This is a genomic window from Arthrobacter sp. SLBN-83, assembly GCF_006715285.1.
Taxonomy (GTDB): domain Bacteria; phylum Actinomycetota; class Actinomycetes; order Actinomycetales; family Micrococcaceae; genus Arthrobacter.
This window is the reverse complement of the sequence record NZ_VFMX01000001.1, coordinates 687,289-713,909: the sequence shown is the minus strand read 5'-3', so window position 1 is coordinate 713,909 and position 26,621 is coordinate 687,289. Positions and strand designations below refer to the sequence as shown.

The window sequence follows — 26,621 nt, the reverse complement described above, 5'->3', positions numbered from 1 at the left end:
GATGTCAACTGACGCCTCTCATGAAGTCCGGCTTGCGGCGGAGACCGCCGCAAGCCGGGCGCCCCGGAACACAGACGTGGCCGGGCAGCAGCCCGGCCACAAGGGCGGCAAGCGCCGCAAGGGACTGAGCGAACGCAACCGGCCGCTCTGGATGCTGATCCCCGGCGGGGCCCTGATGATCATTATCATCGTGCTCCCGCTCCTGCTGGGCATCTACATGTCGGTCCTCAACCTGGACCAGTACACCCTGCGGAAGTGGATCAGTGCACCGGTCATCGGAGCTGAAAACTTCGTTGAAGCTGTCACTGCTTCGCCGCTGTTGCACGCCGTCTGGCTCAGCGTCAGCTACTCGTTCCTGGCCATGGTGGTGACGCTGCCGCTTGGCATCGCCGCCGCGGTGGCCACCCAGAACGCCTTCAAGGGGCGGGCAGTGATCCGCTCGATCTTCCTGATCCCGTACGTCCTCCCATCCTTCGTGGTGGCCACCGTCTGGCGGACCATGCTCCAGCCCGGCGGAATCGTGGACGAGGCGTTGGGGACCGTGGGCATCCACGTTGGGCTGTGGCTCAACGGTCCGCAGACCTTCTGGACGCTGGTCCTGGTGCAGATCTGGGCCTCCTGGCCGTTCATCTACCTGCTGGCGCTGTCCGGCCTGCAGTCCGTGGACCACGAAGTGCACGAAGCTTCGGCCCTGGACGGTGCGCTGTGGTGGAACAAGTTGCGGTACGTGGTCTTCCCCTACCTGAAGGGCCCGCTGGCGCTGGCCTTCCTGATCGGGATGCTGCACCACATCAACAACTTCACCCTCCCATTCGTGCTGTTCGGCGTCCCGGCCCCGGCTGACGTCGAAGTCCTGCCCATCCTGACGTACGTCACCAGCTTCCAGAGCTTCCGCTTTGGCCTGAGCGCCGCGATGGCCTTCATCTCCCTGGTGCTCATCGCCATCCCGCTGTTCGTCTACCTCCGCGCCGTCAAACTTGACGACGCCGAAACACCAGGAGGCAGGAAATGAGCGCCACGACAGCCACCCGGCAGAGCGCGCCAACGTTTGAAGTCGACCGTCCGGGCTCGCACCGGCAGCACGAGGTGCTGCGGCTGCTCCCGACCCCGCTGCTGATTTTCGTCCTGGTGTTCCTGGGCGCCCTGGTCCTGGTCCCTGTGCTGTACATCTTCCTGGCCTCGGTGAACTCGGACATCGGGGTGGCCAACGGTGAGTTCTGGCCCTCGACAGTTACGTTCGAGAACTACTCGAAGATCTGGACCAGCGTGGGCCTTGCCACCGGTCTGGCCAACAGCGTCCTGGTGGCCGGCGCCACCGCAGTGGTTTCGGCCGCGCTGTCCGTATCCACCGCCTTCGTGCTGGTGCGCTACACCTTCCGCGGGCGGCTCACCATCCTCCGCGGCCTGTTGGCCCTGCAGTCCGTGCCCGGAACCCTGATGGTGCTGCCGGTCTTCGTCCTGTTTTCCTCGGCCGCGACCTACCTGGGAATCCAGGTCATCGGAACGCAGTGGGGCCTGTTCGTCACCTACCTGACGTTCGCCATGCCGTTCTCCACCTGGGTGATGGTCACCTACCTCCGAGGGCTTCCCAAGGAGCTGGAAGAGGCGGCAAGGATCGACGGCGCCTCCAACCTTGGAGTGCTTTTCCGCATCATCCTGCCGCTCAGCTGGCCCGGCATCGTTGTCTCCGGCATCTTCGCGTTCCTGCTCGGCTGGAATGACGTGCTGTTCGCCTCGGTGATGACGCGCCCCGAAAGCCAGACCGCCGCCGTCGCACTTCAGATCTTTGGTGCCTCCCAGGAAGGCGGCGCCATTCCCTACTACGGCCAGATGATGGCGGCGGCGCTGGTGTGTGCCGCTCCCGTGGTCATTCTTTACCTGATTTTCCAGCGTTACCTAGTAGGCGGGCTGACCGCCGGAGGAGTTAAATAACCATGGTTTCGACCACCCAGGTCACGTGGCAGCTGTCAGGCTTCGGCGATGAGATCGACGACGACCCCGCAGTCCAGATCGCAGTGCTGCAGGCCCTCGGCGCCAACCACATCGAGGTCCGCAGCGCATGGGGCACCAACATCGTGGACCTCAGCGACGAACAGCTCCAGGCCCTCGCGTCCCTGCTGTCGGAGAAAGGCATGAAGGTCTCCGCCATCGCTTCCCCCATCGGGAAGGTGGACGTCAGCCTGCCCGTGGAGCACGAGGTGGAGCGCGTGCGCCGGGCGGTCAACGCCGCCAAGGTCCTGGACGCCAAGTACATCCGGATCTTCTCCTTCTACTACGGCGAGTCCGTGCAGGTGGAAAGCATCCGCGACGCCGTCATCGAACGCATGCGCGCCCTCGCCGATGTGGCGGAGGAAGCCGGCGTGGTCCTCCTCCACGAAAACGAAAAGGACATTTTCGGAGACGTTCCGGACCGGGTCCTGGACATCATCGAGACCGTCAACTCGCCCGCCCTCAAGGTTGCCTGGGATGCGGCAAACTTCGTCCAGGTGGGGGTCAAGCCCTTCGACGAAGGGTACGCCAAGCTGCGCCCGCACCTGGAGTACCTGCAGGTCAAGGACGCCCTGTTCTCCAACGGCCACGTCACGCCGGCCGGTGAAGGGGACGGGGACCTGCTGAAGACCGTGGAGGCCCTCAAGGCCGACGGCTACCAGGGCTTCGCTTCCCTGGAGCCGCACCTGGCCGGGGCCCACGGACTGGGCGGGTTCTCCGGCCCCACCGCCTTCGGCATTGCAGCACGCGCCTTCGCAAAAGTCACCGCAGAAGCAGGAGTCCAGACCGCATGAGCACCTTGAACGTAGCCATCACCGGATGCGGCGTCATTGGCCGCACCCACGCCGTAGCCCTGCAGCAGTTCCCGGAGGTACGGATCGTCGCCCTCGTCGACGCCATCCCTGCCGCCGCCGAGGCCCTGGCCGATTTCATCGAGAAGCAGGGCGGCCCGCGGCCGCCGCAGTTCAGCACCCTGGCGGAGGCCTTCGCGGCGGAAGACATCGACCTCGTGGCACTGGCAACGCCCAGTGGCCTGCACATCCAGCAGGGCCTGGAGGTCCTGGCCGCCGGCAAGCACGTCGTGATCGAAAAGCCACTCGACGTGGACCTCACCCGGGCCCAGGAGATCGAAGCCGCAGCAAAGGAGGCCGCGGAAAAGGGGATCATCGCCTCGGTGATCAGCCAGCACCGGTTCGACCAGTCCAGCGTGGCTGTGGCCGACGCCATCGCCAAGGGCCGGTTCGGCCGGCTCACCTCGGCTATCGCTTCGGTTGCCTGGTGGCGCAGCCAGGGCTACTACGACTCCGGCGACTGGCGCGGCACGTGGGCCATGGACGGCGGCGGTGCCCTGATGAACCAGGGGGTCCACACCGTGGACCTGCTCCTGTGGTTCATGGGACGCCCCGTGGAAATCCACGCGCACACCGCCCTGCTGGCGCACGAGCGCATCGAAGTGGAGGACACCGCCGTAGCCACGGTCACCTTTGAAAACGGCGGACTGGCAGTCCTGCACGCCACCACCTCCGCCTATCCCGGGCTGACCGTCCGCGTCCAGCTCATGGGATCCGAAGGATCGGCCGTGGTGGACAACGACCGGCTGCAGTACTTCCACAGCAAGGACGCCGGCGGCGAGTCGGCGGACATGGGCCTCCAGGGCGGCGGCAACCAGGCCGACCAGGAACTGGCCAAGTACCCGGTGGAGGACTACAAGGCCGCGGACCCCACCACCTACCCCGCCGGCCACGTGCGGCAATACCGGGACATCCTGGCCGCCATCGCCGGCGGACGGCAGCCCGGGGTCACCGTCAGCGACGCCGTCAACGCGCTCGCGGCCGTGCGCTCCGTCTACGTCTCGGCCACCCTGGGCCAGCCCGTCCTCTTCGACGACGTCCTTGCAGGGAAGTACAACGACCTTGAAGTCCGCACCGGCAGCTCCGCGGCAGAAAGCGCCTGACATCATGAAGTTTTCAGTATTCACGGCATCAACCCCCGACTGGACTCCGGAAGAGGCAGTGAAGCACCTCGCCGACCAGGGCTGGGACGGCGTCGAATGGCGCATCACGGACCAGGCTGACGCCGCAGCACCTGGCTTCTGGGCCGGCAACAGGGCCACCATCCCGCTCACGGGAATGGAGGACCACCTGGACCGCATCGCCTCCCTTACCAGCGGGGCGGGGCTGGAGTTTTCCGGAATCGGCGGCTACGCGCGGTGCGACAACCATGCGGACGTGGACCGGATGCTCGCCGCTACGGCCAGGCTGGGTGCGGAGAAGGTCAGGGTAACCACGCTTCCGCTGGGAACCGCGGCATGGGGGAACGAACCTGCCAGCGGTACGCCCTACCCGGAGCTCTTCACGGCAGCCCGGCGTGACTTCGAGTGGATCGCCGAGCGGGCAGCACACCACGGGGTGAAGGCGCTGGTGGAACTGCATCACCGGACCATCACCGCCTCCGCGTCCTCCGCCCTGCGGCTGCTGGACGGACTGGATCCGCGGCACGTAGGCGTCATCCATGACCTTGGCAACCTCCTCATTGAAGGGCAAGAGGATTACCTGCCCGCCTTCGAGCTCCTGGGCGACTACCTGGCCCATGTGCACGTCAAGAACGCGGTTTGGGTCAACAGCGGGGAAACCGATGAGTCCGGTGCCGCCGTCTACCGCAACGAATGGGCTCCGCTCCGTTCCGGCCAGGGCAGCGTGCTGCAGTACTTCAAGGCGCTCGCGGCCTTCGGCTATGACGGATGGGTGACCGTGGAGGACTTCTCCACCGAGCTCCCGTTGGCCGAACGGACCGCGGACAACCTTGACTACCTGCGCTCCACGGCCGCCCTGGCAGGGCTCTCCGTCGCGGCAGGGAGGCGGTGAGCCATGGGCCAGCCAATAGCGGACCACCCGGACCGGCTGCTGCCGGCTGATCCCGGCGTCCGGGAGATCGCGCGGTCGCTTTTCAAAAAGGTGGAGGGGCTGCCGATCATCTCTCCCCACGGGCACGTGGACGCGGCGGTCATCGAGCAGAACACCCCCTTCCCTGACCCCGCCGCGCTCCTGGTCACTCCGGACCACTACGTCACCCGGCTGATCCACGCCGGCGGGGTGCCCATGGACCAGCTGGGGCTCGGCAGCACGCCTGCCGATTCACGGCAGGTGTGGCGCCACTTTTGCGAGGCTTGGCCCAATTTCGAGGGAACGGCGTCCGGTTACTGGATCCGGCAGGAGTTCGCTCACGTTTTCGGCATCAGCGGGGAGCCATCCGCGGACAACGCGGACCGGCTCTACGATGCCCTGCAGGCCAAGCTTTCGGAGCCGGGCTTCCGGCCGCGCGAGCTGTTCAAGGAATTCAACATCGAGGTACTCGCCACCACCGATGATCCCCTGGACTCGCTGGACAGCCACGCTGCCCTGCACAATGACCCCTCGTTCGCCGCCCGGGTGCTGCCCACCTTCCGGCCGGACCAGTACCTGAACATGGCGCACCCGGCCTGGCAGGACAACGTGGAGCGCCTCATCGGAGCTGCCGGGGACGGCGCCTCCGGCTACGCGGGGTACATCAAAGCCCTCGAGGCACGCCGGCGCCACTTCGTGGAGCGCGGCGCGGTGTCCGCGGACCACGGCGTGTTCACGCCCACCACGCTGAAACTGGACGACGGCGAGGCGGAGCGGCTTTTCGAGCGCGGCCGGACGGGGCAGGAGACTGCTGCGGACAGGGACGCCTTCGAAGCGCACATGATCTACCAGATGGCGCGGATGTCGGTGGAGGACGGGTTGGTCATGACCATCCACCCGGGTTCGTTCCGCAACCACCACGCGCCCACGTTCGAGGCCTTCGGCGCGGACACCGGCCACGACATCCCCGTGGCCGTGAACTACACCGAGGCCGTGCGGCCGCTGCTGCAGGACTTCGGGACGGCCAAGGACTTCCACCTGGTCCTGTTCACCCTGGACGAGACAGTGTTCTCGCGGGAACTCGCTCCGCTTGCCGGGTTCTACCCCTCGGTCTACCTGGGCGCTCCGTGGTGGTTCCTGGATGCTCCGGACGCGATGCTGCGCTTCCGGTCGGCGGTGACGGAGACGGCGGGCTTCTCCCGGTCCTCGGGCTTTATCGACGACACCCGGGCGTTCTGCTCCATCCCTGCCCGGCATGACACCGCCCGCCGGATCGAGGCATCATTCCTGGCACGCCTGGTGGCTGAACACCGGATCACCGAGGAGCGGGCGCATGAATTGATCGTGGACGTCATCGACGCATCGCCACGGCGGGTGTTCAAGCTGTGAATGCCGCGCCGCCTGCACTGGGCTCACTTCCTGTCCTGGACCGCAGCCTGAAGCCGCTGCCTAAAGCTCCGGTGCGCATCGTGCACCTTGGCCTGGGGGCGTTCCACCGATCCCACCAGGCCTGGTACACCCAGCACGCCCCTGACGCGGCGGAGTGGGGGATCGCGGCGTTCACCGGCCGCCGTCCGGACGCTGCGGAGGCGCTTTCCGCCCAGGATTGCCTTTACACCCTGGTGGAACGCTCTGCAGGCGGCGACAGCTTCGAAGTGATCGGGAGCATCGTCGAGGCGGTGGACGGGGCGGACGTGGGCCGGCTTTGCGAGCTTGTCGCCGCAAAGGAGACCGCACTGGTCACGCTGACCATCACCGAGGCTGCGTACGGGCTTGCGGCAGATGGAACGTTCGACGCCGGCGCTCCCGGTGTGGCGGATGACCTCCGCGCGCTGTCGGCAGCGGCGTCCGGGGAGGCCGGAGTGCCCGGCACGCCGTTGGGCCGCCTGGTGCTGGCCCTCGCCAGGCGCCGCGACAGCGGCGCGGGACCGATCGCCGTCGTCAGCTGTGACAACCTGTCCGCCAACGGTGAGGTGGCCCGCCGCGCCGTCCTGGGTCTGGCATCGGGATGGGGCTCCGGCCTGGCGGAGTGGATCGAAGCGAACGTCAGCTTCGTGAGTACTTCCGTGGACCGGATCACCCCCCGGACCACCGAGGAAGACGTGGCGGAAGTGGCGGAGCAGTGCGGTTACACCGACAGCTCGCCTGTGGTGGCCGAACCTTTCCGCAACTGGGTGCTCAGCGGGGATTTCCCGGCCGGGCGTCCACGCTGGGAGGACGCGGGCGCCGTCGTGGTTGACGACATTGAACCGTACGAGAACCGCAAGCTGTGGCTCCTCAACGGCTCGCATTCGATCCTGGCGTATGCCGGGCAGCTCCGTGGGCACGCCACCGTGGCCGATGCCCTGTCAGACCCGGCCTGCCGGAAGGCCGTGGAGGACTTCTGGGACGAGGCCGCACACCACCTGCAGGCTGCAGGACTGGACATCCCCGCCTACCGGCGGGCCCTGCTGGAGCGGTTCGGAAACGCCCGGATCGCCCACCGCCTTGCCCAGATCGCTGCCGATGCCACCACCAAGCTCCGCATGCGTGCCGTCCCCGTGATGACGGCGGAGCGGGCCAGCGGACGGACCGGCAGCGGGGCCGCCCTGATGCTTGCCGCCTGGATCGACTACGTAGCTGCCACCCAGGACTTCCAGGACCCGCTGGCCGCTGACGTCCACGCTGCCAACGCGCTTGAGGGCAGCGAAAGGGTCCAGGCCCTGCTCGGCCTGGTCAGCGCCGACATCGCCGACGACCCCGGCATTGTTTCCCTGGTCCACGGGCTGTGCGGATCCATCGCAACCCGGACCGCCGCTTCCACCCCTCTTTAAACCTGCTCGAACGCTTAGAAGGAACAGTTAAACCCCATGAAGATCATTGCCGCTGATGTGTTTGTGACCAGTCCGTCCCGGAATTTTGTGACGCTCCGGATTACGACGGAGGACGGGGTGACGGGTATTGGTGATGCCACGTTGAATGGGCGGGAGTTGGCTGTTGCTGCGTATTTGAAGGAGCATGTGGCGCAGTTGTTGATCGGGAAGGATGCTCACCGGATTGAGGATACGTGGCAGTTCCTGTACCGGTCTTCGTATTGGCGTCGGGGTCCGGTGACGATGGCGGCGATTGCTGCGGTGGATATGGCTCTTTGGGATATCAAGGGCAAGATCGCCGGGCTCCCGGTGTATCAGTTGCTGGGGGGTGCGTCGCGGAACGGGTTGCGGGCGTACGGGCATGCGTCGGGTGCGGATATTGAGTCGTTGTTCGATTCCGTGCGCGAACACCTTGAGTTGGGGTACAAGTCGATCCGGATCCAGACCGCGGTGCCGGGGATCAAGGCACTCTATGGGGTGGCGGCGCAGGCTCAGGCGTCGGGGGAGCGGTATGACTATGAGCCGGCCGGGCGGGGTGCTTTCCCGGTGGAGGAGGACTGGGACACCCGCGCGTATTTGCGGCATTTGCCGTCGGTGTTTGAGGCGGTGCGGAATGAGTTTGGTCCGGAGCTGCCGTTGTTGCATGACGGGCATCACCGGATGACGCCGATCCAGGCGGCGAAGCTGGGCAAGGCGTTGGAGCCGTATGACTTGTTTTGGTTGGAGGACTGCACGCCGGCGGAGAACCAGGAGGGGTTGCGCCTGGTGCGGCAGCACACCACGACGCCGTTGGCGATCGGGGAGGTCTTTAATACGGTGTGGGATTACCAGACGTTGATCAAGGAACAGCTGATTGATTATGTTCGTGCCGCGTCGACGCATTTTGGTGGGATTTCGCCGTTGAAGAAGGTGATGGATTTCGCGGCGCAGTACCAGATCAAGTCCGGGTTCCATGGGCCGACGGATATTTCGCCGGTGGGGTTCGCGGCGCAGTTGCATGTGGGGTTGGCGATCCATAACTACGGGATTCAGGAGTACATGCAGCACTCGGTGAAGACCAATGAGGTCTTTGAGCAGTCCATGACGTTCGTGGACGGGTACCTGCACCCGGGCGACAAGCCCGGCATCGGGGTCGAGTTCAACGAAGAAGCCGCCGCAGCCTACCCGTACCAGCAGGCCTACCTGCCCTACAACCGCCTCGTCGACGGCACCGTCCACGACTGGTAACAGAAACCACGACTGGTAAAACCCGCCACGACCCGCAAGAAGGACAACTTTGGTGAGCAACAACAATCCCGCCCCCACTAAACCCCGCGTGGTGGTCATGGGGGTCTCGGGGTGCGGCAAGACCACGGTGGGCGGCCTCGTGGCCCGCGAACTCGGGGTGCCGTTCCTCGACGGAGACTCGCTGCACCCTGTGGAGAACGTGGCCAAGATGGCAGCCGGCCACCCGTTGACCGATGAGGACCGCTGGCCCTGGTTGGCAATCGTGGGACGGGAGCTGGCTGCCGCCGGGGACGGCGGGCTGGTCCTGGCCTGTTCGGCGCTGCGGCGAACCTACCGCGACGCCATCCGGGAACAGGCTCCGGACACCATCTTCCTGCACCTGAACGGCAGCAAGGAGGTCCTCGCCCAGCGTGTGGGAGGCAGGGCCGGGCACTTCATGCCGCCCGCGCTGCTGGACTCCCAGCTCGCCACACTCGAACCACTGCAGGACGACGAACGTGGGGTGGTGGTGGACATCGCCGCGCCCGTGCCGGAAGTGGTGGCCGGGGCACTCAAGGGGATTGCCGCCGTCGTACCTTCCCCTCAAGGGCCGCCCACCGCCCGTCCGCGGCAGTTCGACGTCGACCTTGCCGCAGCCCCGTTCAACCTCGACGACGATGCCATCGCCTGGGTGGAGGGCACCATTGGTGCCATGACGCTCGAGGAGAAGATCGGGCAGCTGTTCATCAACCACAACAACGACTACTCGCCCGAGTACCTCGATGGCGTGCTGGAGAACTTCCACGTGGGCGGCATGCGCTACCGGCCGGGCCCGTCCGCGGCCGTCCAGGAACACATCCGGTATGCGCAGTCCAAGTCCCGGATCCCGTTGCTGGTTGCGTCGAATCCGGAGATGGGCGGGGCCGGCAGCTGCGACGACGGCACGTTCGTCTGCACGCACCTGCAGGCCGGCTCACACCCGGACAAGAACATCGCCCGGCAAATGGGGCAGGTGGCCGGGGTGGAGACGGCGGCGCTGGGCTGCAACTGGGCCTTCGCGCCGATAGTGGACATCCACTACAACTGGCGGAACACGGTCATTTCCACGCGCTCCTTTGGCAACACGCCTGAAATCGTGGTGGAACGGGCCAAGGAATACTTTGACGGGATCAGCGAATCGCCCACCGCCTGCGCGATGAAGCATTTCCCCGGCGACGGCGTGGATGAGCGGGACCAACACGTGGTCACGTCCTACAACACTTTCACTTATGACGAGTGGGACCGGACGTACGGGCACGTGTACCGGGAGATGATCGCGCACGGCGTGCAGTCCATCATGGTTGGCCACATCGGGGCCCCGGGGGTTTCCCGGCACTTCCGGCCCGGCCTGTCCGACGCCGAGATCCTGCCTGCCACGCTGTCCCCGGAACTGCTGCAGGACCTGCTGCGCGGGGAACTGGGGTTCAACGGCCTGGTGCTCACCGATGCGTCGCAAATGGTGGGCCTGACACAGGCGATGAAGCGCAAGGACCTGGTTCCTGCCACTATCGCTGCCGGATGCGACATGTTCCTGTTCTTCCGCAACCCCGCCGAGGACTTCCAGTACATGATGGACGGCTACAAATCCGGGGTCATCACCGAGCAGCGGTTGCATGATGCTCTGCGGAGGATCCTGGGGCTGAAGGCGTCGCTGGGGCTGCACCGGAAATCTGCTGACCAACTGGTCCCGCCTGCCGGGGCGCTTGCCGTGATCGGCTCCGAGGCGCACCGCGCCGTTGCGGCTGACATCGCCGACAAGACCGTGACGCTGGTCAAGGACACGGCCGGGAACCTGCCGATTACCCCGGCTACGTATCCCCGGATCCGGCTGTACGGCATCTCCGGCGGGGCCGACTTCACCCGTGCCGATCCGCTGGCCTACCTGGAAGTGGTGAAGGAGGAACTCGAGGCCGCCGGCTTCGAGGTACACCTCTTCCGGACGGCGGAGCAGCGCGAAGCGGCGGGCGAGGCCGGGATGAACTTCATGCGGGTCCTGTCCGAGGAAGCCACAGGGGACTACGCGGAGAAGTACGACGCGGCGTTAGTCTTCGCCAGCGTGAAGGGCTTTGCCCAGGAAGCAGCCATCCGGATCAAGTGGTCCGCACCGATGGCCGCCGAGATTCCCTGGTACGCCACCGAGGTGCCCACCGTGTTTGTGTCCCTGAACCAGCCGAACCACCTGATTGATGTGCCGATGGTCAGGACCGCCATCCACGCCCATGCGGGAACGCGGGAGGCCATCCGGGCGGCGGTGGAGAAGATCCAGGGCAAATCGGAGTTCCAAGGCACGTTCAACGAGAACGTGTTCTGCGGGTCGTTTGATACTCGGCTTTAGGACTACTGGGCAGGCAGGAGGCGCCACCGCAACAGCGATGGCGCCTCCTGTACGTGTCAGGCCAGGGTGACCCTACGCGTCTTCACGGTTCGGGTTCTCCAGCCGGAAGAAGGTCGACTGGTTTCCGTCCGTCCGCTCTTCCTGGTAAATGAAGTTCAGCCGCCGGTCGTCGAATGTCTTGAACCATTCCTCCCAGCTGACCTCGCGAAGGTTGGCGTCCCTGTCCCGGAAATCGATGCGCAGGACACCAAGGTGATCGCCGTGTTCGGTGCCCTCCACCGTGGCCGGGACACCGCCGCGTTCTTCGGCCCACTGCCTAATGACTTCATGGTGCGTGGTGGCCAGGCTGCGGCCTTCGCGCTCAGGCTCCTCCTCCGTGGAGGTGATCTCCTGCGAATACTTCAACGACTTGGAGGAGTCATCGCCGTAGCGGACCTTGCCGCCGTCGGGGCCGGCGCCCAGGTCTTCTGGGTCTTCTTTCCGGTCGCCTCCGCCGCCTGCGCCTTCCTGACGGGCCTTGGCAACCTCTTTGACCAGCTCTTCCTTGCGCATGTTCGAGGCGCCGGAGATGTGGTCTTCCCTGGCCTCCTTGCGGAGCTCATCCACCTTCATGCCGCGCAGCTCGGTTTCGCTCACGTCCGGGGTGTTGGGGGTTTGGTTGCCGGGCTCGTCACGGCCTTCCTTGCCGCTGCCTGACTTGCCGCTGGTGGCCCGGCCGGAGTTGCCTGAGCCGGACCGGGAACCTTCCTTCCGGCCGCCGTCGTGGTCCTCCTGACGGGCCTTCGCCACAGCCTTTACCAGCTCTTCCTTGTGCATATCCGAGGCGCCGGCAATATGTTCTTCCCTGGCCTCCTTGCGGAGCTCATCCACCTTCATGCCGCGCAGTTTCGTCTCACTCACATCAGGCGTGTTCGGTGTCTGGTTACCGGGCTTGTCACTCATGTCAGGTCCTCCCTTTGCAGAACTCTTTTGCAGAATCGACAAATAATAAGGCTGCTTACTTTCTAGCGTGTGCCGAAGGGCGGCGTCAAGCATCGGCACCCGACGTGTCACGCAGGCGCCGGTACGTACCGGCGGGGCCTTTGGACTCTGGGGCTGGCCCAATCCCTGTTTGTAGGCTCCATGCATTCCGGTAGCCAAGGAGGTTCGCGTGGGCAATGTGTTATCGGGTTTCCTGGCACTCATGGGGCCGTCGTCCGTCCGCGGGCACCGCCCTCCAAATGGGTTCCGGGGGCTGCCGGGCATTCTCGGCATAACGGCTGCGGCCGGGATTTTCACGCACGCGGTCTTGCCGCGTGTGTTGGGGACCTGGGGTGCCACCGGGTCGGAAAGCACCATGTCACTCCCGGGCGACGGCCTGATTCCCGAGCCCGACGAAGTACAGACCATGGCAGTTACGATCTCCGCACCGCCGGACGAGGTCTGGCCATGGTTGGTGCAAATGGGTGTGGATCGCGCCGGGTTGTATTCCTATACCTGGGTGGAGAACGGGCTGCTCCATCTGGGCGTCACGAATGCTGACCGCATCAACCCTGGGTGGCAGGACCTGAAGGTGGGCGACGTCATCGCCTTCACTCCGGAAGGATATCCGGGAGGAAGGGCAGGGCCGCGCGTGGTGGAGTTGGAGAGCGGCCGCCACCTGGTGCTCGATTCAAGCCCTGGCGCTCCTCCCGGAACAGTCACCGGCACGTGGCAGCTCGTCCTCCACAGTTCCGGTGCCAGGGGAACCAGATTGCTGCTGCGGACGCGATCGGGCCCTGGCCGGCCCCCAGCGCTCCGGGTCATGGATTTCCTCCTCCGCCCCGGTTACCTCGTCATGGATCGTGCCATGCTCCTGGGCATTAAGAAGCGCGCCGAGGGCAACGCCCACATCCGGGGCCGTCCTGGGGTGTCGTCGTGATCCCGGTGAAGACTACCGTTCCGTTTGCCGCGCTTCGCGGGGGATACTGGCCCTGCCGCCCTGTTCGCACAACCACGTCAGGGCCTCGGATTCATCAGTGAAATATGCCGTGGGGGTCAGGGCCCGCTGGGAGAACGCGGCCACGACTTTACCCATCGCCCCGTCCCCGATGAGGGCCACTGCCGAAAATCCGCGGTACGCATTCATGCCGGCCCGGGCCTCCGGCGTCAGTCCGGCGACACCGGCGAGATTAACCAGGAGAGGTAAAGTGCGCCCACCGCTCAAACCTTCCAGAACCCGGGCTGCACGCACCGCCGTCTGGTAGGTTATATGGGCTTCCGGGACCCACTGCAACCGCAGCAGGTCCCCATCGCAAGACGCGGTAAAGAATTCACTCATTCCTGTCCTGGTTCTCGTAGGCGGGCTTGTATTCCAGGCATTTGACTAATTGAAACCCCATTTTGCCGGACAGATAGGACAAAAAGTCCAGGGGTAGTGGTCCCTACCGGTGGGGCTGTGTCCGTGGATGCTGGAAAAGTGATCAGAAGGGCCACTACGTTCAACCTGTCCGTCGAGGTCCGTCGGCCACAATCCGCGGTTTTCGCACTGCTCTCCGATATCCAGGACTTCGAACCGATACCTCGCGACGCAGCCTTCCGGATGGTCAAGGAACCGGCTGGCCCAACCGCGGTGGGCACACGCTGGCACGAATGGGTACGCCTGGCGCCGGGGGCGGCTCAACGGCGCACACCTCATAATTCGGGACGGTCGATGTGGCGGTGATCCGCAGGAAATCAGCCCAGCGCCTTTTCCAACCACTGCACGTAGCGCTCCGGTTCCAACAGCGCCGCGGTGTGACCGGCGCGGCCCATGGAAATCGTCTGCACCGGCCTGCCCAGCAGCCTCTGGAGCCTGGGGATGTCGCGGGCGTCCTGGGTGCGGTCGTTCTCCGCCCGCAGCACCGCTGCGTCACCCTGCCACTGGTGAAACCGTTCCGGACGTACCAACTGTTTCCTGGCCAGGTCAGCGGCCACCGCGAAATGCGACACCATGTCTGCCCTGGTCAGGTCGTGCCGGACGATGTAGCGAAGGACCGCAGCCCAGTTGCCATCGGGATCCGCCCCAGCTGGGAGCAATCCGGTTAAGCCGGCGAGCAGCAGGGAAGCCGACCAACGCTTCGGCAGCACCCGCGCTGCCAGAGTTGCCACTGAGAGGGCCGGCACCCAGGGCCGGCCGTAGTCGGCCGGGCCGCTGCTGGAGAGCACCAGCCGGTTGATCCACCCGGGATGGGCAGCAAGGAACGCCTGGGCGAGCAAACCGCCGTAGGACTGGCCCACCACGTCGCAGCGCACAATCCCTTCTGCGCGCAGGATGGCGGTGACGCCGTCGTCGAAATCGGTAAATCGCTTCACGGGCGGGTAATCCGGCGCCACCACCGTGTGGCGGCGCGCAAGCCGCCCAAGGAAGTCGTACCCCAGCCCAGCCCGGCGCAGGCCGCCGGTTAGCCAGAGCACTGGAGGTCCCTCGCCCAGCCTTACATAGCGCCATTCCACCTCACCGACCCTGAGTTTCCGGCCGTGGGCAGCGGTGAAACGCCGCGCTGCCGACAGGATTGCTTCCCCCGCCGGCACGCCCGGGAGTTGCGCGGTCACGTCGGCTCCCGTCGGTGGCGGCGTTCGGTGAGAAGGACGACGGCGGCAATCACCCAGAATGCCGCACCCCAGCTGAGAGGCGGGACCAGGATGGCGATTCCGGATGAGTTGCCGGAGGACGCGATGAAGGAGTTGATGAAGGCGCCCGCGGCGAGCGGTGCGTGCATCAGCACCGCCAGGAGGAGGCTCTCGGTCCGGTCGTAGAGCCAAACCATCAGCACCCGGTAAGCGGGCAGCCAGGCAAACAGGAACACGGCAACGATAAGGGCGGCCGGTATGGCTCCTGAAGGATCGGTACTGTTGGCGAACATGGGGTAGTGCCAGGCACCCCACAACACGGCCATGATCAAGGCAGTGGACACCACCCCGTGCCTCCGGCGCAGGCGGGGCAGCGCGAAGCCGGTCCAGCCCAGCTCCTCCAGCATGCCGACTATCAAGCCCACCGCGATCCCGGCCAAAACGACGATCACCAGCTCGCCCGCCGTCGAAACGCCGCCGTAGAAACCGGGGAAGACGACGGCGACTGCCGCGGCCGTCGAAACCATGACGAGTGGAGCAGTGAGGAGTGCCAGCGCGTACCAGCGCGCGCCCACCCGCCACCGGCGAAGACGGGCTCCCAACTCCCGAAGTCCCGCCTTTCCATCAAGGAAGCTGGTGAGGACGATGGATGCGGCGGTGGGTCCCAGGGGGCCAAGCGATAGTGCAACGGCCATCGGGACTGGCGCCACGCCAACGACCGCTCCCATCAAGCCCCACGAAATGACAAAGGTCAGGGCATAGTAGGCAGGTACAGGGTGCCGGCGGATAAAGTAGGTGAACCCTCTCCCCTCAGCGCCTGGGACCAGCGGCACTTCATGCTGTGGCTGCGCGGTCATCCCAGACCTCCTGCCTGGCCCGCTAATGATCCTCAAACCCCAGCCTTGTCGCGCGGAGCCAGCGATAACAGGGCCTTTGGTCAGGGGGACGCCCCGGTGCTTGGCGCAGGTGCCCCACCTGTCACCCGTATCCCGCCCACGGCTCCTGTCCAGGGGGTATCGCCGGGGGACGGCAGCACCAGGTGGGCGAAAACGTACCCTTGCTGCAACTCCATGACGTGTGTGGTGGCTCGGGGGCAATCCAGCGTCAGTTCGACGGGCTGGAAGGGAGCGCCGGGGTGCTCCTGCCCGATGGCGACCCTGGCACCGGAAGCGCCAACACAGGCGGCTGTAAAGGTGTACTGCCCTGGCACGGGGACTTCCGCCGTCGTGCCAAACCCCCTGACCGGGCCATCAAGCGGCCCCTCCTCAAAAAGGAGGACCGGGCCCGGCACTGCCTTGAGGAGCCGGTCCAGCTCACGGTAGTTGTGGACCTCGCGCTCCAGGACCATGAGATCAATGGAGGGCGCGGGGGAACGTGTATCAAGTGCTGGCCCGGGTGTTGGAGTCCGTGCAGGCTCGTCGTATTGGTAGGAACATCCCGCTGCTGTCCCTGCTGCAATCAACAGGGACAGGGCCAGTGCAAGCCCCCGACGCCTGCCCTTGGTTCGCACACTTTCAATGGTGTGCAGGTCCGCGGTGCAAAGTAAACACTGAATCAGCGGGTCGACAGCAGCGGTGTGTACTTAGCGTTTTTCACGGACAGGCCCGGTGCTTCGGAAACAAGGTTCAGGGAACTCTCTCCGAGCCCGGGGAACACCAACGACGTAAGTGTCTGCTCCCCGCCGTTGACGAATACTTCTACGGAAGAGTGGTCCACGAAGACCGTCAGGTCCACGGAACCGTCCCGGGCTGGTGCAGTCACGCTCCGTGCCCCGGTGAACACCTGGCCCATGTCCGCGCCGGTGCCTGGCGGCTGCTCGCGTGAGACGGATGCGGTTTCTTTCCCGAAGTCGTAGGCCACGGTGGCGAAGACGGAGCCCCCTTGTGCCAGTTGCAGGAGAGCCTCGGGGTGGTTGTCGCCTGCTGCACCATCAATCATGGAGCGCTCAAGGGTCAGATCCAGCCGGTAAGCGCCCCCCGTGGGCACGGGAAGGCCTGGCGTCCCATCCGGACCAATGGGCGCCGGTCCAGCAGTTTCGGGTGCACCTTCAAGCCTGGCCAGCGATTCCGAAGGTGCCGAGACCAGCGTGGCTTTGCCCTGCACCGTCTTCAGCCGGATGTCCCGCACGATCGAGTCCATGCCGCCCTGCCAGTCCACCGTGGGCAGTTTGCGGGCGTAATCCCAGTTGTTGACCCACCCTATGGCCCGCCGCGACTGCATCCGCTGGGAGTCGGTGAGCCGTGGATCGTCCCATGTCACCGCCGCATAGAAATCAGGGCCTCCGTCCAGCCACTGATGCCGGTCGCTGCTAGGCGTGAAGGTGTGGCCGTCCCACGCTCCCGTCCAGTAGGCAACACCGGTGGTACGGCCTTCCGCGGCGCCGTTGGCGCTGGCCGCCAGGACCCAGGTCCGCCTGGAGGGGTCCCCGTCGAGGTCCAACTGGAAAAGGTCCGGACATTCGAGGACGCCCAGTCCGGGCAACTCAACGCTGGAGACGTATCGCCACGCCTTCAGATCCTGGGATGTGTACATGCCCAGCTTGCTGCCTTCCGCCAGGACCATCAGCCACTGGTTGTTTGCCTCATCACGGAGGATCTTGGGATCGCGCCAGTGCTCTTGCCCAGGGTTCTCCATCACCGGGTTTCCTTGGTAAGCGGTGAAGCTGTAGCCCCCGTTGGTTGAATAGAACAGGGACTGCCGCTGGACGCCCGCGTCCTGCTGCGTCACCACGGCGATGACCGCGTCCTTTCCAAAACCGGCTGTGTTTTGGTGGTCCACAACGGCGCTTCCGGTCTCGATATCACCCAGTCCGTTCGTGTATTTGGGAATGGCCACGCCTTCGTCCTTCCACGTCACCAGGTCCGGACTGGTGAGATGGAACCACTCGGTACCGTTGCCGTTGGGGTAATCGGCGTTGTAGAGGTAGTAGTAATGCCAGAGGCCGTCGAGGAAGAACGGGCGTTGTGGATCATTCATCCAGTGCTGGTCCGGCGTGATGTGATAGGCAGGCCGGAACGGCGACGATCCGTTACGGTCTTCGGCCGGGGTGCCTGCCACCGGAGTCCGGTCTACCCAGCCGAGATCCTCGAGCATGGCTTCAACAGCTTCAGCTGTGATGCAGCCCGGCCGGGCCGCGTCCCCTGCTCCAAGCCTGTGGATGTCATTTTGCTGGCTTGACCGCATAAAGATACTGCTGCCCGCCCTGACGGCGGCTACCCAACCGTCCGGGCATGCGATGCTCCTCAGGTCCTCCACCCCTGCGGTGTCCAGGGCCCGGCCGTTCCCGAGCGTTCGGTCCCCTCCTGAGAGCCAGTAGGAACCGTAGCCGGCCCGCTCAGAGTGGAAGGCGGCCTGCGCGGTGGCTACGTTTTCCAACGCAGCCTCGGCCCGTTCTTCATCGGTGTCCTGTGTGCCCGGCTTGGAGAGGAACACCGTGAAGCTCACGAGTATGATGCCGGCGATGAGCGTTGCTGAAAGCCACAGTTTGTTGTTCCTGGGAACCAAGGACAGATTCCATTTCGGGGACATAGCTGCCGTTCAGGTCGTGCCGGTATCGGCAAAGTGAGCAGGGGTGCCGGAAGGCACCCCTGCTCCTGATCCTTTGCCGGCCGCTGCTCGGGGCAGCGTTATCCGGTCAAGGCTGGTTACTTGTAGAGACCCTTGCCGCCAACGTTGACGTTGGTGGGAAGGTAACCAAACGGGCCCAGGCCGTTCTGGCCGAAGCTGCGGTCAACCTGGGTCACGCCGTTGCGGAAGTTGATCTTCACGGTCGGGGACAGCGATCCACCGCGCACGCCGTTGACGTTGTCGATAAACGACTGCACCAGCCCACCCGGCTGCACGTAGTGCGAGTACGCCTGGAACTGGCGGCCGTTCTGCTGGCCGGAGATGGTGCCGCTCGGGTTGTTGGCCGGCAGGTTGAGGTCGGTCGGTGAGCCGAGCGCCAGGCCGCTGTTGTTGACCGGCTGGAAATCGGAGCGGACCCCGTCGCCAACGAAGCCGTAGACGCCGTCGGGACCGCGCATGCCGTCCGCGTAGGTGAACTGGTGGCTGATCGTGTACAGGTAGTACTTGTTCTTGCCGTTTTCGTTCTGGATGAAGATTTGCGGACGCTCAGTCTGGTCGTTGACGCAGTTTGCAGACAGGATCGGCGGCAGGAAGGACCACTTGGTGAGGTCCTTGTTGTCCGCCACGGCAAGGCCGACGTTGGCGGTCTGGTACTTGGCGCCGCTGTTCTGGACGTCAGTCAGGCTCTCGGCGTGCGGGTCGCCTGGCTGGTAGCCAAGGTCCTCGCCCTTGCACTCGTAGTCGCCACGGGTGCCGGCAGTGTTGCCTTCAAAGACCATGAACGTCTTGCCGGGATGTGCCGGGTCGGCGAACGTGTAGGGGTCGCGGAATGCGAATCCGGGGTTCTGTGCCTTGGTCTGGTACATCTTTCCGTCCGGTTCCAGCAACTTGGTGTGCTCGAAGCCGTCGAAGGTCACACCGTTCTTGTCGGCGTGGATGTTGCCCAGTGCCTTGGCGATGACGGCGTCCGGGGCGATCCCGCCGCCGCCGGCGTTGCGCTCGGCCACGTCATAGAACGTGGTGGCTGTGTAGAAGACGTTGACGTGGTCACCCTGCATCAGGCGGGTGGAGCCAGACCACTCGGTGTTGCCCACGGAGGTGTTGTCCAGGAACAGATGTCCGCCGTAGTTCCACTTGTCCTTGGCCGGATCGGCGTTGGTCTTGCGGAAGAAGTAGCCAATGCGGGCATTCCAGTGGCGCTGATCGAAGCCATAGCCGGCGTGTCGGTCCGCGACGAGGGAGAAGATGACATCCCAGCCCTTGTAGCTGACCTGGTTGGCGTTCTCATCCGTCAAGGACCAGGTGTCCCAGACCCACACGTCATCGTTCATGGCGGGGAAATCCTCAGGGATCTCCGGCATGGTGACGTCGGGGCTCATCGAATTCTGTCCGGGAGCAACGTTGGGGTTGCTCTGCGCCATGATCTGCTTGGCATCCGCCCGCGTCCACTTCGAGGTGAAGTTCGACGCCGGATCGAAGGCCTGCTGCGTGTGCTTGCTGGGGAGGGGGAAACCAGGCGTGGGAGCTGGCAGCTGTTCGATTGACGGGGGATCGGAGGGCTCGTTGGCCAGTGCGGCTGGGGTTGCAAGGAAGGTTGCAGCCAGGGCAGCTACTAAGGCGGCGGCAGCGGATCGCCTTCGCCACATACTGGATTCATTGGGATGCTTCGGCATAGTGCTCTTCTCAGGGGAGTGACCGTGTGTGCAAGTGGGCCTTGTGCCCGATTCCAGTACTTGGGCTCCCCAGAACCAGAGCTGTCACCGGGGACGCCTTCGTACTGGGTGAAAAGGGCTGCTGGGTCCCTTTTCATAAGTGGCTGGACGATTCCTGTGCGCAGCCGATGAATACCGTAGGGGGCCGGCGGAGCGACCTCAAAACGCGTTACATAGCCCAAATCGACGATGCAGCATGAAGTGTGTAAGCGCTTGCACTTTGCCTTCTCCGCGCGCGTGCCACGTGGCGAAGGGAGCGTCAAATGTGACAAAACCAGTTGCTGGGCCCTGCTTCAGCGAGGTCGTCGACAAGTCAAGGGAGGGCTGCGCAGCAGTGTCGGCAAGGTGGGTGGAGGAGGCGAAGTTCGCTCGTGAGTGCAGTCCCCGCCGGACCGCAATTACAAGTTTGGGACAAAACAAAAGGCCCTGCTCCCTCTTATGCGAGGGGCGCAGGGCCTTTCTACTTGGCGGTGACGGTGGGATTTGAACCCACGTTGGCTTTTACACCAAACAACATTTCGAGTGTTGCACCTTCGGCCGCTCGGACACGTCACCAACCTCAATAGGGTACCGGAGCAAGGCCTGCATCCCCAAAACGTGTGCCTGGCGGGCGCCCGAAGCAGCAACTCGATTCAGGTGTTGACCCTGCGAGTTAGCAGATGAGGCAATGCAGTCGCGGAACATTGCCGTCATGTGGCATCACGCGTGATTGTCGTACCCTCGCGCGATGATTGGTTTATGGGGAAAGCAGCGGTGGAGAAGGCCTTCGAGGAGGTCAGGTCTGCCCTTGCTGTGCTCAATGCTGAGGTTGACGGGCAGGGTTCTGAGGCGTTTTCGGTGGCTGATCCGTTGGCGGGTTCGGCGGATGGGTGCCTGGACGTTCTGGCTGGTGCCCGGGAGGTTGAGGCCGGGTTCGCTGGTTTGAAGGCGAAGGCTGCGGTGAAGTACGCGGAGAGCGCCTCTGTTGTTGCCGGGCCGAATGTGCCGGTGCAGGCGCAGGAGATGGCGGTCGCGGCGGAGATTGGGTGTGTGTTGGCGTTGGGGCCGCGGGCTGCGTCATCGTTCCTGGCTACTTCGCACGCGGTCGTTTCGTCGTTGCCGCGGACCCTTGCGGGGTTGGAGGCCGGGTCCCTGTCGTGGCAGCATGCGGTGGTGATGGCGGATGAGGCGGCGTGTCTGGATGCTGCGGGGGCGGCTGCGTTGGAGGCGCATTTCCTGGACCCTGAGGCCCCGGATGCGGCGCGGGGGTGCCCTGCCGGTGAGATGCCGGCGCACCGGTTTCGGGCCAAGGCCAGGACGTGGCGGGAACGCCACCATGCGGAGAGCATTGAGAAGCGCCATGTCAAGGGGGTGGCGGATCGGCGGGTGGAGTTCCGGCCGGACCAGGACGGGATGGCGTGGCTGTCCGCGTGTCTGCCGGCGGCTCAGGCGTTGGCCGGGTGGAACCGGCTCACCGCTATGTCCCGGTCACTCCAAGGCCCCCGGAGTCCCGCACTATGTCCCAGTTGAGGGCCGACACGTTCGCCGAGGCGGTCCTCGACAGTGGCAGTGGCGGCACCGCCCTAGGGGGTGGCACCAGCGTTCGGCGTGGGTCTGATGCTGATGCTGATGGCGGTGACGGGCGGACTGTTAGCGGCAGCGACGGGGCCGGTGCACGTGTCGGTGCCAGCGATGGGGCCGGTGACGTCGTTGGTGTTGGCGGTGAAGGTGCCGCCGCCGGGGCAGAACAGTTGTCTTCGCCGATTCGGGCGCAGGTTCTGGTCACGGTTCCGGTGTTCTCCCTGATGGGGTTGACCGATGAGCCGGCGATGCTGGACGGGTACGGGCCGATCCCACCATCGATGGCCCGGGACCTGGTCGCGAACGGGGCAACGTCGTTTTACCGGGTATTTGTGGATCCGCGGGACGGTGCACCCCTGGAGATCGGCCGTACGAGCTACCGGGTGACCGGGGCGATGCGGGCCTGGTTGCGGATGCGGGACGGCAAGTGCCCGTTCCCGGGGTGCAGCAACACCTCCCTGGACAACGACGCCGACCACATCCTGGCCTGGGCCAACGGCGGCACCACCGGGATCAGCAACCTGGGACAGCCCTGCCCCAAACACCACAAACTCCGACACGCCACCGGGTGGAAACCCACCCCTGCCACCAAAAACGAGCCACCCGGCTGGACGTCACCCACCGGCCGGCACTACACAAGCGAACACCAGGACTGGGAACCACCGAAGTGGCCCACGCAGCTGGTGCCGCAACTGAAGCAGTTGAAAAGGGCAATTCCAGGTTGCGTGGACTTGGTGGATGTGGGCTTCTCCTTGGGGGAGGCATGCCTTAACGCCATCCTCCACCCGCCCTCTGCCTAGGAGCTTGCATCCGCCCTCTGCCTAGGAGCTTGCCTGGTACAGGGGGAGCCTTGCCTTCGAACTGCATGCCGAAGGTAGCCGTGCGAGGTCGCCACGAAACCCCGACACCCGCCGTCGGACTTTCCCCCTCGCCGCGCGTCCGGATAGATTCGTCAGCAAGATGACGAATTCAGAGACCCCCATTCACGCAACCGCATACTGGACCACTGCCAAGGAGCGCGGCGAGCTCAGGTCGGAAGAAGTTGCCGCCCCCGGACCGGGTGAAGCGCTTGTCCGTGCCCTGTACTCGGGCATCAGCAAGGGCACGGAAATGGTAGTCCACGCAGGGGCCGTTCCGCCGCGGGTCGCCGAGGAAATGCGCGCCCCGCACCAGGAGGGCGAGTTCCCCGGCCCCGTGAAGTTCGGCTACCTCTCCGTCGGAGTCGTGGAGGAGGGGCCCGAGGGGTGGAAGGGCCAGCGCGTCTTCTGCCTGAACCCGCACCAGGACCGCTACGTGGTTCCCGTGGAATCCCTGACCAGGATCCCCGACGATGTCCCGTCCCGTAGGGCCGTCCTTACCGGCACAGTCGAAACTGCGGTTAATGCCCTATGGGAAGCCGGGCCGCGCCTGGGGGACCGCGTCGCGGTGGTCGGCGCCGGCCTGGTGGGCGGCATGGTGGCAACGCTGCTGCGCACCTTCCCGTTGCAGCGCCTGCAGCTGGTGGACCTTGATCCAGGCAGGAAGCAGCTCGCGGACACGCTGGGCGTCGAGTTCGCGCAGCCGGATGACGCCCTGGCCGACTGCGACATCGTGTTCCACTGCTCGGCCTCCCAGGAGGGCCTGGAACGCAGCCTGCAGCTCGTCGGCGACGAGGGTGATGTCATCGAGATGTCCTGGTACGCCAACCGGGAGGTCACCGTACCGTTGGGTGAGGACTTCCATGCGAGGCGCCTGTCCATCCGGGCCAGCCAGGTGGGCATGGTGGCGCGCGCCCGCCGCCACCGTCGCACCAACGCGGACCGCCTGGACCTTGCCGTATCACTGCTCAAGGATCCCGTTTTCGACGCGTTCCTCACCGGATCATCCCGCTTCGAGGACCTGCCGGACGTGGTCCAGAACCTGGCCGACGGCAGCCTGCAAGCCCTGTGCCATGTGGTCGAATACCCCGGAAGCAGTCCGGCACCCAGTCCAGCCACAGACAACAACGACAACTTGAGGTAACCCATGTTCAGCCTGACCGTCCGCCGCCACTTCATGATCGCCCACAGCCTTCCCCGTGAAGCGTTTGGGCCTGCCCAGGGCCTGCACGGGGCAACCTTCGTCGCCGAGGTGACCTTCCGCCGTCGTGCGCTTAACTCCGACGCGATCGTCCTGGACATCGGTGCCGCCGGGACCATCATCGAGGACGTGCTGGCCGGGCTGAACTACCAAAACCTGGACGAACACCCCGACTTCGAAGGTAAGCTCACCACCACGGAAGCCCTCGCTGAATACATCACCCAGCAGGTCGCCGCCAAGATCAGGGACAGCGACGACGGCCGCGAGCTGGCGGGCATCGACGTTACCCTGCGCGAGAATCCGGACGCCTGGGCCACCTACTCCCTGGACCTCACCGCGTAACCGTGCGCCCCATCCGGCTGCTGGTCCCCGGCAACATCCGCCACAGCTCAGGCGGCAACGTCTACAACGCCCGCCTGGTGGCCGGCCTGCAAGCGCTCGGAGCCCAGGTGGACGTCGTCAGCGTCGATGGCGGCTGGCCGGACGCCACAGCGAAGGAACGGCGCCGGCTGGGCGCCCTGCTGGGGGCATGGGAACCGGGGACAGATTCCGGCAGTGCCGTGGCCCTCGTGGACGGGCTGGTTGCGGTAGGTGCGCCGGATGAACTGGAACTTGCGAGGACGGCCGGACGGAATACATGGGTCCTGGTGCATATGCCCGTGCCGGAAAGTTCCGGGCCGGCTGCCCTGAAAAAGGAGGCCAGGGCGCTCCGGGCAGCAACTGGGGTGGTCTGCACCAGCACCTCCGCGGCGTCAGTACTGACAAAGCGCGGACTTCCGAAGGCCCAAGTGGTCCTGCCCGGAGTCGATCCCGCACCCCGCGCCGTCGGTTCCACCCCTCCCCATCTGGCGGTCGTCGCCGCCCTGCTGCCCAACAAGGATCAGGTGCTGACCGTGGAGGCGTTGGCCCGGATCCAGGACCTTGAGTGGACTGCATCTTTCGTGGGGTCGGACCAGGCGGACCCGGACTACGCGCGAGAGGTCCGGGCTGCCATCGCTGCCAACGGGTTGCAGGAGCGGGTTCGGCTCGCGGGCGAACTGACGGGGGACGGGCTCGAAGCCGAATGGGCCCGCACTGACCTGACCTTGCTGGTATCCCGAATCGAAGCGTTCGGCATGGCCGTCACAGAGTCCCTGGCCCACGGAATCCCGGTACTTGTCCGCGAGGGGACGGGGGCAGTGGAAGCGCTTGGCACGGCCGGGCTGGCAGCGGACGACGGCGGGTCACGCCTTCCCGGGGCAGCGCTGCCACTTCCCGCAGGGGGAAGTGAGAGTCCGGGTCGCCTGGCCGGTGTCCTGCGCCAATGGCTGACGGACCAGCAAACCCGGGAAAGCTGGCGGGCAGCAGCCCTTGAAGCGCGGACCAGGCTGCCGGGCTGGAGCAGCACCGCCGGAAAGATGTTGGGCCTCCTGGCGGTGCATCCCTGAAAAACGGGCCGGGACTAAAGAACGGTCTAGAGGGTGCTCCGGTGCCCTGCGAAAAACTCCCGCAGCAGCTGTGCGCACTCTTCCTCGCGGACCCCGGGGTACACCTCAACCCAGTGGTTGAGCCGGCGTTCGCGGAGGATGTCGAACACTGATCCCGCGGCCCCGGCCTTCTCGTCCCACGCCCCAAACACCACCCTGGGAATCCGGGCCAGCACGATGGCACCGGCACACATGGCACAGGGCTCCAGGGTGACCACCAGCGTGCAGTCGGACAACCGCCAGCCGCCATCGCTGCGGCCGTGGAGCCGGGCCCGTTCCTGCAACCGTCCGGCTGCCTCCCTGATCGCCACCACCTCGGCGTGGGCCGTGGGGTCTCCCAATGCCTCCCGTTGGTTCCGGCCGGACCCCAGCACGTCGCCGTCGGGCCCTATCACCACGGCCCCGATCGGCACGTCCTCCGTGGCGAGGGCGCGATGGGCCTCAGCCAGGGCAAGGCCCATCCAGGCGTTGTGTTTCTTTTCGGGCAACAGCATGGCTCAATGATAGTTTCGAGGGATACTAAGCTTGCGTACTTTTCCGGGAGGCATGATGAGCAGAGTCCAAGCGCGGATGGACCGATGGTTCAAGCCCTATGCCGCCCTCTGGCTGACCCTGATCATCGGCGGAACGATAGTTGTCATCATGGCGCTCGCCGGCGCCGAGGTCTATGACGACGTAGTGGGCAAGGACGGGCTCGCGAACCTTGACGTCCCGGCCCTCCACTACGCGGAGTCGCTGCGAAACCCGGGTCTTGATGCCTTTGTCACCGGGTTCACCAACATCGGCGGTGGCGTGGGCATGCCGATCCTTGCCAGCATCCTTACCGCGTGGCTGACGTTCGTGACCCGGACCTGGCGGCCACTCCTCCTGGTGGGCGGCGCGGCAACCGTCTCCATCCTGGCCACCACTTTCGGCAAGAAGCTCGTGGGCAGGACCCGCCCCGACCACGCTGATGCGGTGCCGCCTTACGAGGATTCGCCGTCGTTCCCCAGCGGCCACACCCTCAACACCACGGTGGTCATCAGCGTCCTCCTGTATGTCCTTTGCCTGCAGTTCCACCAGCTTTGGGTGAGGGTCACGGCAATAACGGCCGGCGTGATCTTCATCATCGCCATGGGGCTGAGCCGGGTTTTCCTCGGCCACCACTGGCTGACGGACGTCATGGCCGGCTGGACGCTGGGGCTGGCCTGGGTGGCCATCGTGATCCTGGCGCATCGGTTGTTCCACCTGTTGAGGCGCAAGCAGCATGCGGGCCCGGCGCCCACGTTCGACCGTCCCGTGGTGCGTGACGTCGTCCTGGAATCCGTGCACGACGGCGGCGACGCCGGCAAGGAGGGCGCGTCCGGCAGCCGGGGCAAGGACACTGCTGGATGATAGTTTTGGGG

Annotated in this window: 22 protein-coding genes, 1 tRNA gene and 1 pseudogene; 15 read left to right on the top strand and 9 right to left on the bottom strand. The window is 65.4% G+C overall.

Going from position 1 to position 26,621, the window contains the following annotated elements; translation table 11 throughout:
* Position 1 precedes the first annotated feature (1 nt).
* The 9 genes from FBY30_RS03120 to FBY30_RS03080 all read left to right on the top strand — a co-directional run bounded on the left by FBY30_RS03120 (position 2) and on the right by FBY30_RS03080 (position 11,303).
* On the top strand, positions 2-1,012 hold the full coding sequence (locus FBY30_RS03120) for a carbohydrate ABC transporter permease (RefSeq protein ID WP_142131195.1): 1,011 nt from the start codon (positions 2-4) through the stop codon (positions 1,010-1,012).
* Positions 1,009-1,932 carry a carbohydrate ABC transporter permease gene (locus tag FBY30_RS03115; protein ID WP_142131194.1) on the top strand — a complete coding sequence of 308 codons (924 nt, stop codon included), beginning with the start codon at positions 1,009-1,011 and terminating at the stop codon, positions 1,930-1,932. The genes FBY30_RS03120 and FBY30_RS03115 overlap by 4 nt, the downstream gene beginning before the upstream one ends.
* Positions 1,933-1,934: 2 nt before the next feature.
* Positions 1,935-2,783 (top strand): sugar phosphate isomerase/epimerase family protein, encoded by an 849-nt coding sequence (locus tag FBY30_RS03110; protein WP_142131193.1) that lies wholly within the window; start codon positions 1,935-1,937, stop codon positions 2,781-2,783.
* Positions 2,780-3,943 (top strand): Gfo/Idh/MocA family protein, encoded by a 1,164-nt coding sequence (locus FBY30_RS03105; protein ID WP_142131192.1) that lies wholly within the window; start codon positions 2,780-2,782, stop codon positions 3,941-3,943. The genes FBY30_RS03110 and FBY30_RS03105 overlap by 4 nt, the downstream gene beginning before the upstream one ends.
* 4 nt (positions 3,944-3,947) lie before the next feature.
* Positions 3,948-4,853 carry a sugar phosphate isomerase/epimerase family protein gene (locus FBY30_RS03100; protein WP_142131191.1) on the top strand — a complete coding sequence of 302 codons (906 nt, stop codon included), beginning with the start codon at positions 3,948-3,950 and terminating at the stop codon, positions 4,851-4,853.
* Between the two features lie 3 nt (positions 4,854-4,856).
* Positions 4,857-6,260, top strand: a complete 1,404-nt coding sequence (uxaC, locus tag FBY30_RS03095; protein WP_142131190.1) for a glucuronate isomerase — start codon at positions 4,857-4,859, stop codon at positions 6,258-6,260.
* Positions 6,257-7,684 (top strand): mannitol dehydrogenase family protein, encoded by a 1,428-nt coding sequence (locus FBY30_RS03090; protein WP_235009316.1) that lies wholly within the window; start codon positions 6,257-6,259, stop codon positions 7,682-7,684. Before uxaC ends, FBY30_RS03090 begins: the two co-directional genes overlap by 4 nt.
* A gap of 36 nt (positions 7,685-7,720) precedes the next feature.
* Positions 7,721-8,950: a D-mannonate dehydratase ManD gene (manD, locus tag FBY30_RS03085; protein ID WP_142131189.1), complete on the top strand. Its 1,230-nt coding sequence runs from the start codon at positions 7,721-7,723 to the stop codon at positions 8,948-8,950.
* A gap of 97 nt (positions 8,951-9,047) precedes the next feature.
* Entirely contained in the window at positions 9,048-11,303 is a 2,256-nt protein-coding gene (locus FBY30_RS03080; protein WP_142134854.1) for a gluconokinase, GntK/IdnK-type, read from the top strand.
* Positions 11,304-11,375: 72 nt separating this feature from the next.
* On the opposite strand, the gene FBY30_RS03075 is transcribed toward FBY30_RS03080, so the two are convergent.
* Positions 11,376-12,245, bottom strand: coding sequence for a Rho termination factor N-terminal domain-containing protein (locus FBY30_RS03075; protein ID WP_235009315.1), 870 nt, complete (start codon positions 12,243-12,245; stop codon positions 11,376-11,378).
* A 394-nt stretch (positions 12,246-12,639) separates the two neighbouring features.
* Between FBY30_RS03075 and FBY30_RS03070 the strand changes: the two genes are divergently transcribed.
* Positions 12,640-13,203: a hypothetical protein gene (locus FBY30_RS03070; protein WP_142131188.1), complete on the top strand. Its 564-nt coding sequence runs from the start codon at positions 12,640-12,642 to the stop codon at positions 13,201-13,203.
* Positions 13,204-13,215: 12 nt separating this feature from the next.
* Here FBY30_RS03070 and FBY30_RS03065 read toward each other — a convergent pair whose 3' ends face one another.
* From FBY30_RS03065 to FBY30_RS03035, 7 genes are all read right to left on the bottom strand, one after another.
* On the bottom strand, positions 13,216-13,602 hold the full coding sequence (locus tag FBY30_RS03065) for a DUF7793 family protein (protein ID WP_142131187.1): 387 nt from the start codon (positions 13,600-13,602) through the stop codon (positions 13,216-13,218).
* 395 nt (positions 13,603-13,997) lie between these two features.
* Positions 13,998-14,855, bottom strand: a complete 858-nt coding sequence (locus FBY30_RS03060; protein ID WP_142131186.1) for an alpha/beta hydrolase — start codon at positions 14,853-14,855, stop codon at positions 13,998-14,000.
* Positions 14,852-15,730 (bottom strand): CPBP family intramembrane glutamic endopeptidase, encoded by an 879-nt coding sequence (locus FBY30_RS03055; protein ID WP_142131185.1) that lies wholly within the window; start codon positions 15,728-15,730, stop codon positions 14,852-14,854. The genes FBY30_RS03060 and FBY30_RS03055 overlap by 4 nt, the downstream gene beginning before the upstream one ends.
* Positions 15,731-15,810: 80 nt before the next feature.
* On the bottom strand, positions 15,811-16,221 hold the full coding sequence (locus FBY30_RS03050) for a hypothetical protein (protein ID WP_235009314.1): 411 nt from the start codon (positions 16,219-16,221) through the stop codon (positions 15,811-15,813).
* A gap of 206 nt (positions 16,222-16,427) precedes the next feature.
* On the bottom strand, positions 16,428-18,377 hold the full coding sequence (locus FBY30_RS03045) for a glycoside hydrolase family 32 protein (RefSeq protein ID WP_327436998.1): 1,950 nt from the start codon (positions 18,375-18,377) through the stop codon (positions 16,428-16,430).
* 140 nt (positions 18,378-18,517) lie between these two features.
* Complete coding sequence (locus FBY30_RS03040; RefSeq protein ID WP_142131183.1) at positions 18,518-20,113, bottom strand: glycoside hydrolase family 68 protein; 1,596 nt, start codon at positions 20,111-20,113, stop codon at positions 18,518-18,520.
* A 504-nt stretch (positions 20,114-20,617) separates the two neighbouring features.
* Positions 20,618-20,707, bottom strand: a tRNA-Ser gene (locus tag FBY30_RS03035).
* 183 nt (positions 20,708-20,890) lie between these two features.
* Between FBY30_RS03035 and FBY30_RS03030 the strand changes: the two are divergent.
* The 4 genes and pseudogenes from FBY30_RS03030 (at position 20,891) to FBY30_RS03015 (ending at position 25,197) form a co-directional block, all read left to right on the top strand.
* Positions 20,891-22,512, top strand: a pseudogene (locus FBY30_RS03030) (DUF222 domain-containing protein).
* Positions 22,513-22,672: 160 nt separating this feature from the next.
* Positions 22,673-23,713 carry a zinc-dependent alcohol dehydrogenase gene (locus tag FBY30_RS03025; protein ID WP_142131182.1) on the top strand — a complete coding sequence of 347 codons (1,041 nt, stop codon included), beginning with the start codon at positions 22,673-22,675 and terminating at the stop codon, positions 23,711-23,713.
* 3 nt (positions 23,714-23,716) lie between these two features.
* Positions 23,717-24,112: a 6-pyruvoyl trahydropterin synthase family protein gene (locus tag FBY30_RS03020; protein WP_142131181.1), complete on the top strand. Its 396-nt coding sequence runs from the start codon at positions 23,717-23,719 to the stop codon at positions 24,110-24,112.
* A 2-nt stretch (positions 24,113-24,114) separates the two neighbouring features.
* Positions 24,115-25,197 carry a glycosyltransferase family 4 protein gene (locus FBY30_RS03015; protein WP_142131180.1) on the top strand — a complete coding sequence of 361 codons (1,083 nt, stop codon included), beginning with the start codon at positions 24,115-24,117 and terminating at the stop codon, positions 25,195-25,197.
* A 26-nt stretch (positions 25,198-25,223) separates the two neighbouring features.
* Here FBY30_RS03015 and FBY30_RS03010 read toward each other — a convergent pair whose 3' ends face one another.
* Positions 25,224-25,730, bottom strand: a complete 507-nt coding sequence (locus FBY30_RS03010) for a nucleoside deaminase (protein WP_142131179.1) — start codon at positions 25,728-25,730, stop codon at positions 25,224-25,226.
* A gap of 55 nt (positions 25,731-25,785) precedes the next feature.
* On the opposite strand from FBY30_RS03010, the gene FBY30_RS03005 reads away from it, so the two are divergent.
* The gene (locus FBY30_RS03005) at positions 25,786-26,610 is read left to right on the top strand and encodes a phosphatase PAP2 family protein (protein ID WP_235009312.1); all 825 of its coding nucleotides are present in this window, start codon (positions 25,786-25,788) and stop codon (positions 26,608-26,610) included.
* The last annotated feature ends 11 nt before the right edge of the window (positions 26,611-26,621 follow it).

Excerpts from the sequence above, each read along its gene's own strand:
- FBY30_RS03120 (WP_142131195.1), top strand. The coding sequence starts at position 2 with ATGTCAACTGACGCCTCTCATGAAGTCCGGCTTGCGGCGGAGACCGCC.
- FBY30_RS03115 (WP_142131194.1), top strand. The coding sequence starts at position 1,009 with ATGAGCGCCACGACAGCCACCCGGCAGAGCGCGCCAACGTTTGAAGTC.
- FBY30_RS03110 (WP_142131193.1), top strand. The coding sequence starts at position 1,935 with ATGGTTTCGACCACCCAGGTCACGTGGCAGCTGTCAGGCTTCGGCGAT.
- FBY30_RS03105 (WP_142131192.1), top strand. The coding sequence starts at position 2,780 with ATGAGCACCTTGAACGTAGCCATCACCGGATGCGGCGTCATTGGCCGC.
- FBY30_RS03100 (WP_142131191.1), top strand. The coding sequence starts at position 3,948 with ATGAAGTTTTCAGTATTCACGGCATCAACCCCCGACTGGACTCCGGAA.
- uxaC (WP_142131190.1), top strand. The coding sequence starts at position 4,857 with ATGGGCCAGCCAATAGCGGACCACCCGGACCGGCTGCTGCCGGCTGAT.
- manD (WP_142131189.1), top strand. The coding sequence starts at position 7,721 with ATGAAGATCATTGCCGCTGATGTGTTTGTGACCAGTCCGTCCCGGAAT.
- FBY30_RS03080 (WP_142134854.1), top strand. The coding sequence starts at position 9,048 with ATGGGGGTCTCGGGGTGCGGCAAGACCACGGTGGGCGGCCTCGTGGCC.
- FBY30_RS03075 (WP_235009315.1), bottom strand. The coding sequence starts at position 12,245 with ATGAGTGACAAGCCCGGTAACCAGACACCGAACACGCCTGATGTGAGT.
- FBY30_RS03070 (WP_142131188.1), top strand. The coding sequence starts at position 12,640 with ATGTCACTCCCGGGCGACGGCCTGATTCCCGAGCCCGACGAAGTACAG.
- FBY30_RS03065 (WP_142131187.1), bottom strand. The coding sequence starts at position 13,602 with ATGAGTGAATTCTTTACCGCGTCTTGCGATGGGGACCTGCTGCGGTTG.
- FBY30_RS03055 (WP_142131185.1), bottom strand. The coding sequence starts at position 15,730 with ATGACCGCGCAGCCACAGCATGAAGTGCCGCTGGTCCCAGGCGCTGAG.
- FBY30_RS03050 (WP_235009314.1), bottom strand. The coding sequence starts at position 16,221 with ATGGTCCTGGAGCGCGAGGTCCACAACTACCGTGAGCTGGACCGGCTC.
- FBY30_RS03040 (WP_142131183.1), bottom strand. The coding sequence starts at position 20,113 with ATGCCGAAGCATCCCAATGAATCCAGTATGTGGCGAAGGCGATCCGCT.
- FBY30_RS03025 (WP_142131182.1), top strand. The coding sequence starts at position 22,673 with ATGACGAATTCAGAGACCCCCATTCACGCAACCGCATACTGGACCACT.
- FBY30_RS03020 (WP_142131181.1), top strand. The coding sequence starts at position 23,717 with ATGTTCAGCCTGACCGTCCGCCGCCACTTCATGATCGCCCACAGCCTT.
- FBY30_RS03010 (WP_142131179.1), bottom strand. The coding sequence starts at position 25,730 with ATGCTGTTGCCCGAAAAGAAACACAACGCCTGGATGGGCCTTGCCCTG.
- FBY30_RS03005 (WP_235009312.1), top strand. The coding sequence starts at position 25,786 with ATGAGCAGAGTCCAAGCGCGGATGGACCGATGGTTCAAGCCCTATGCC.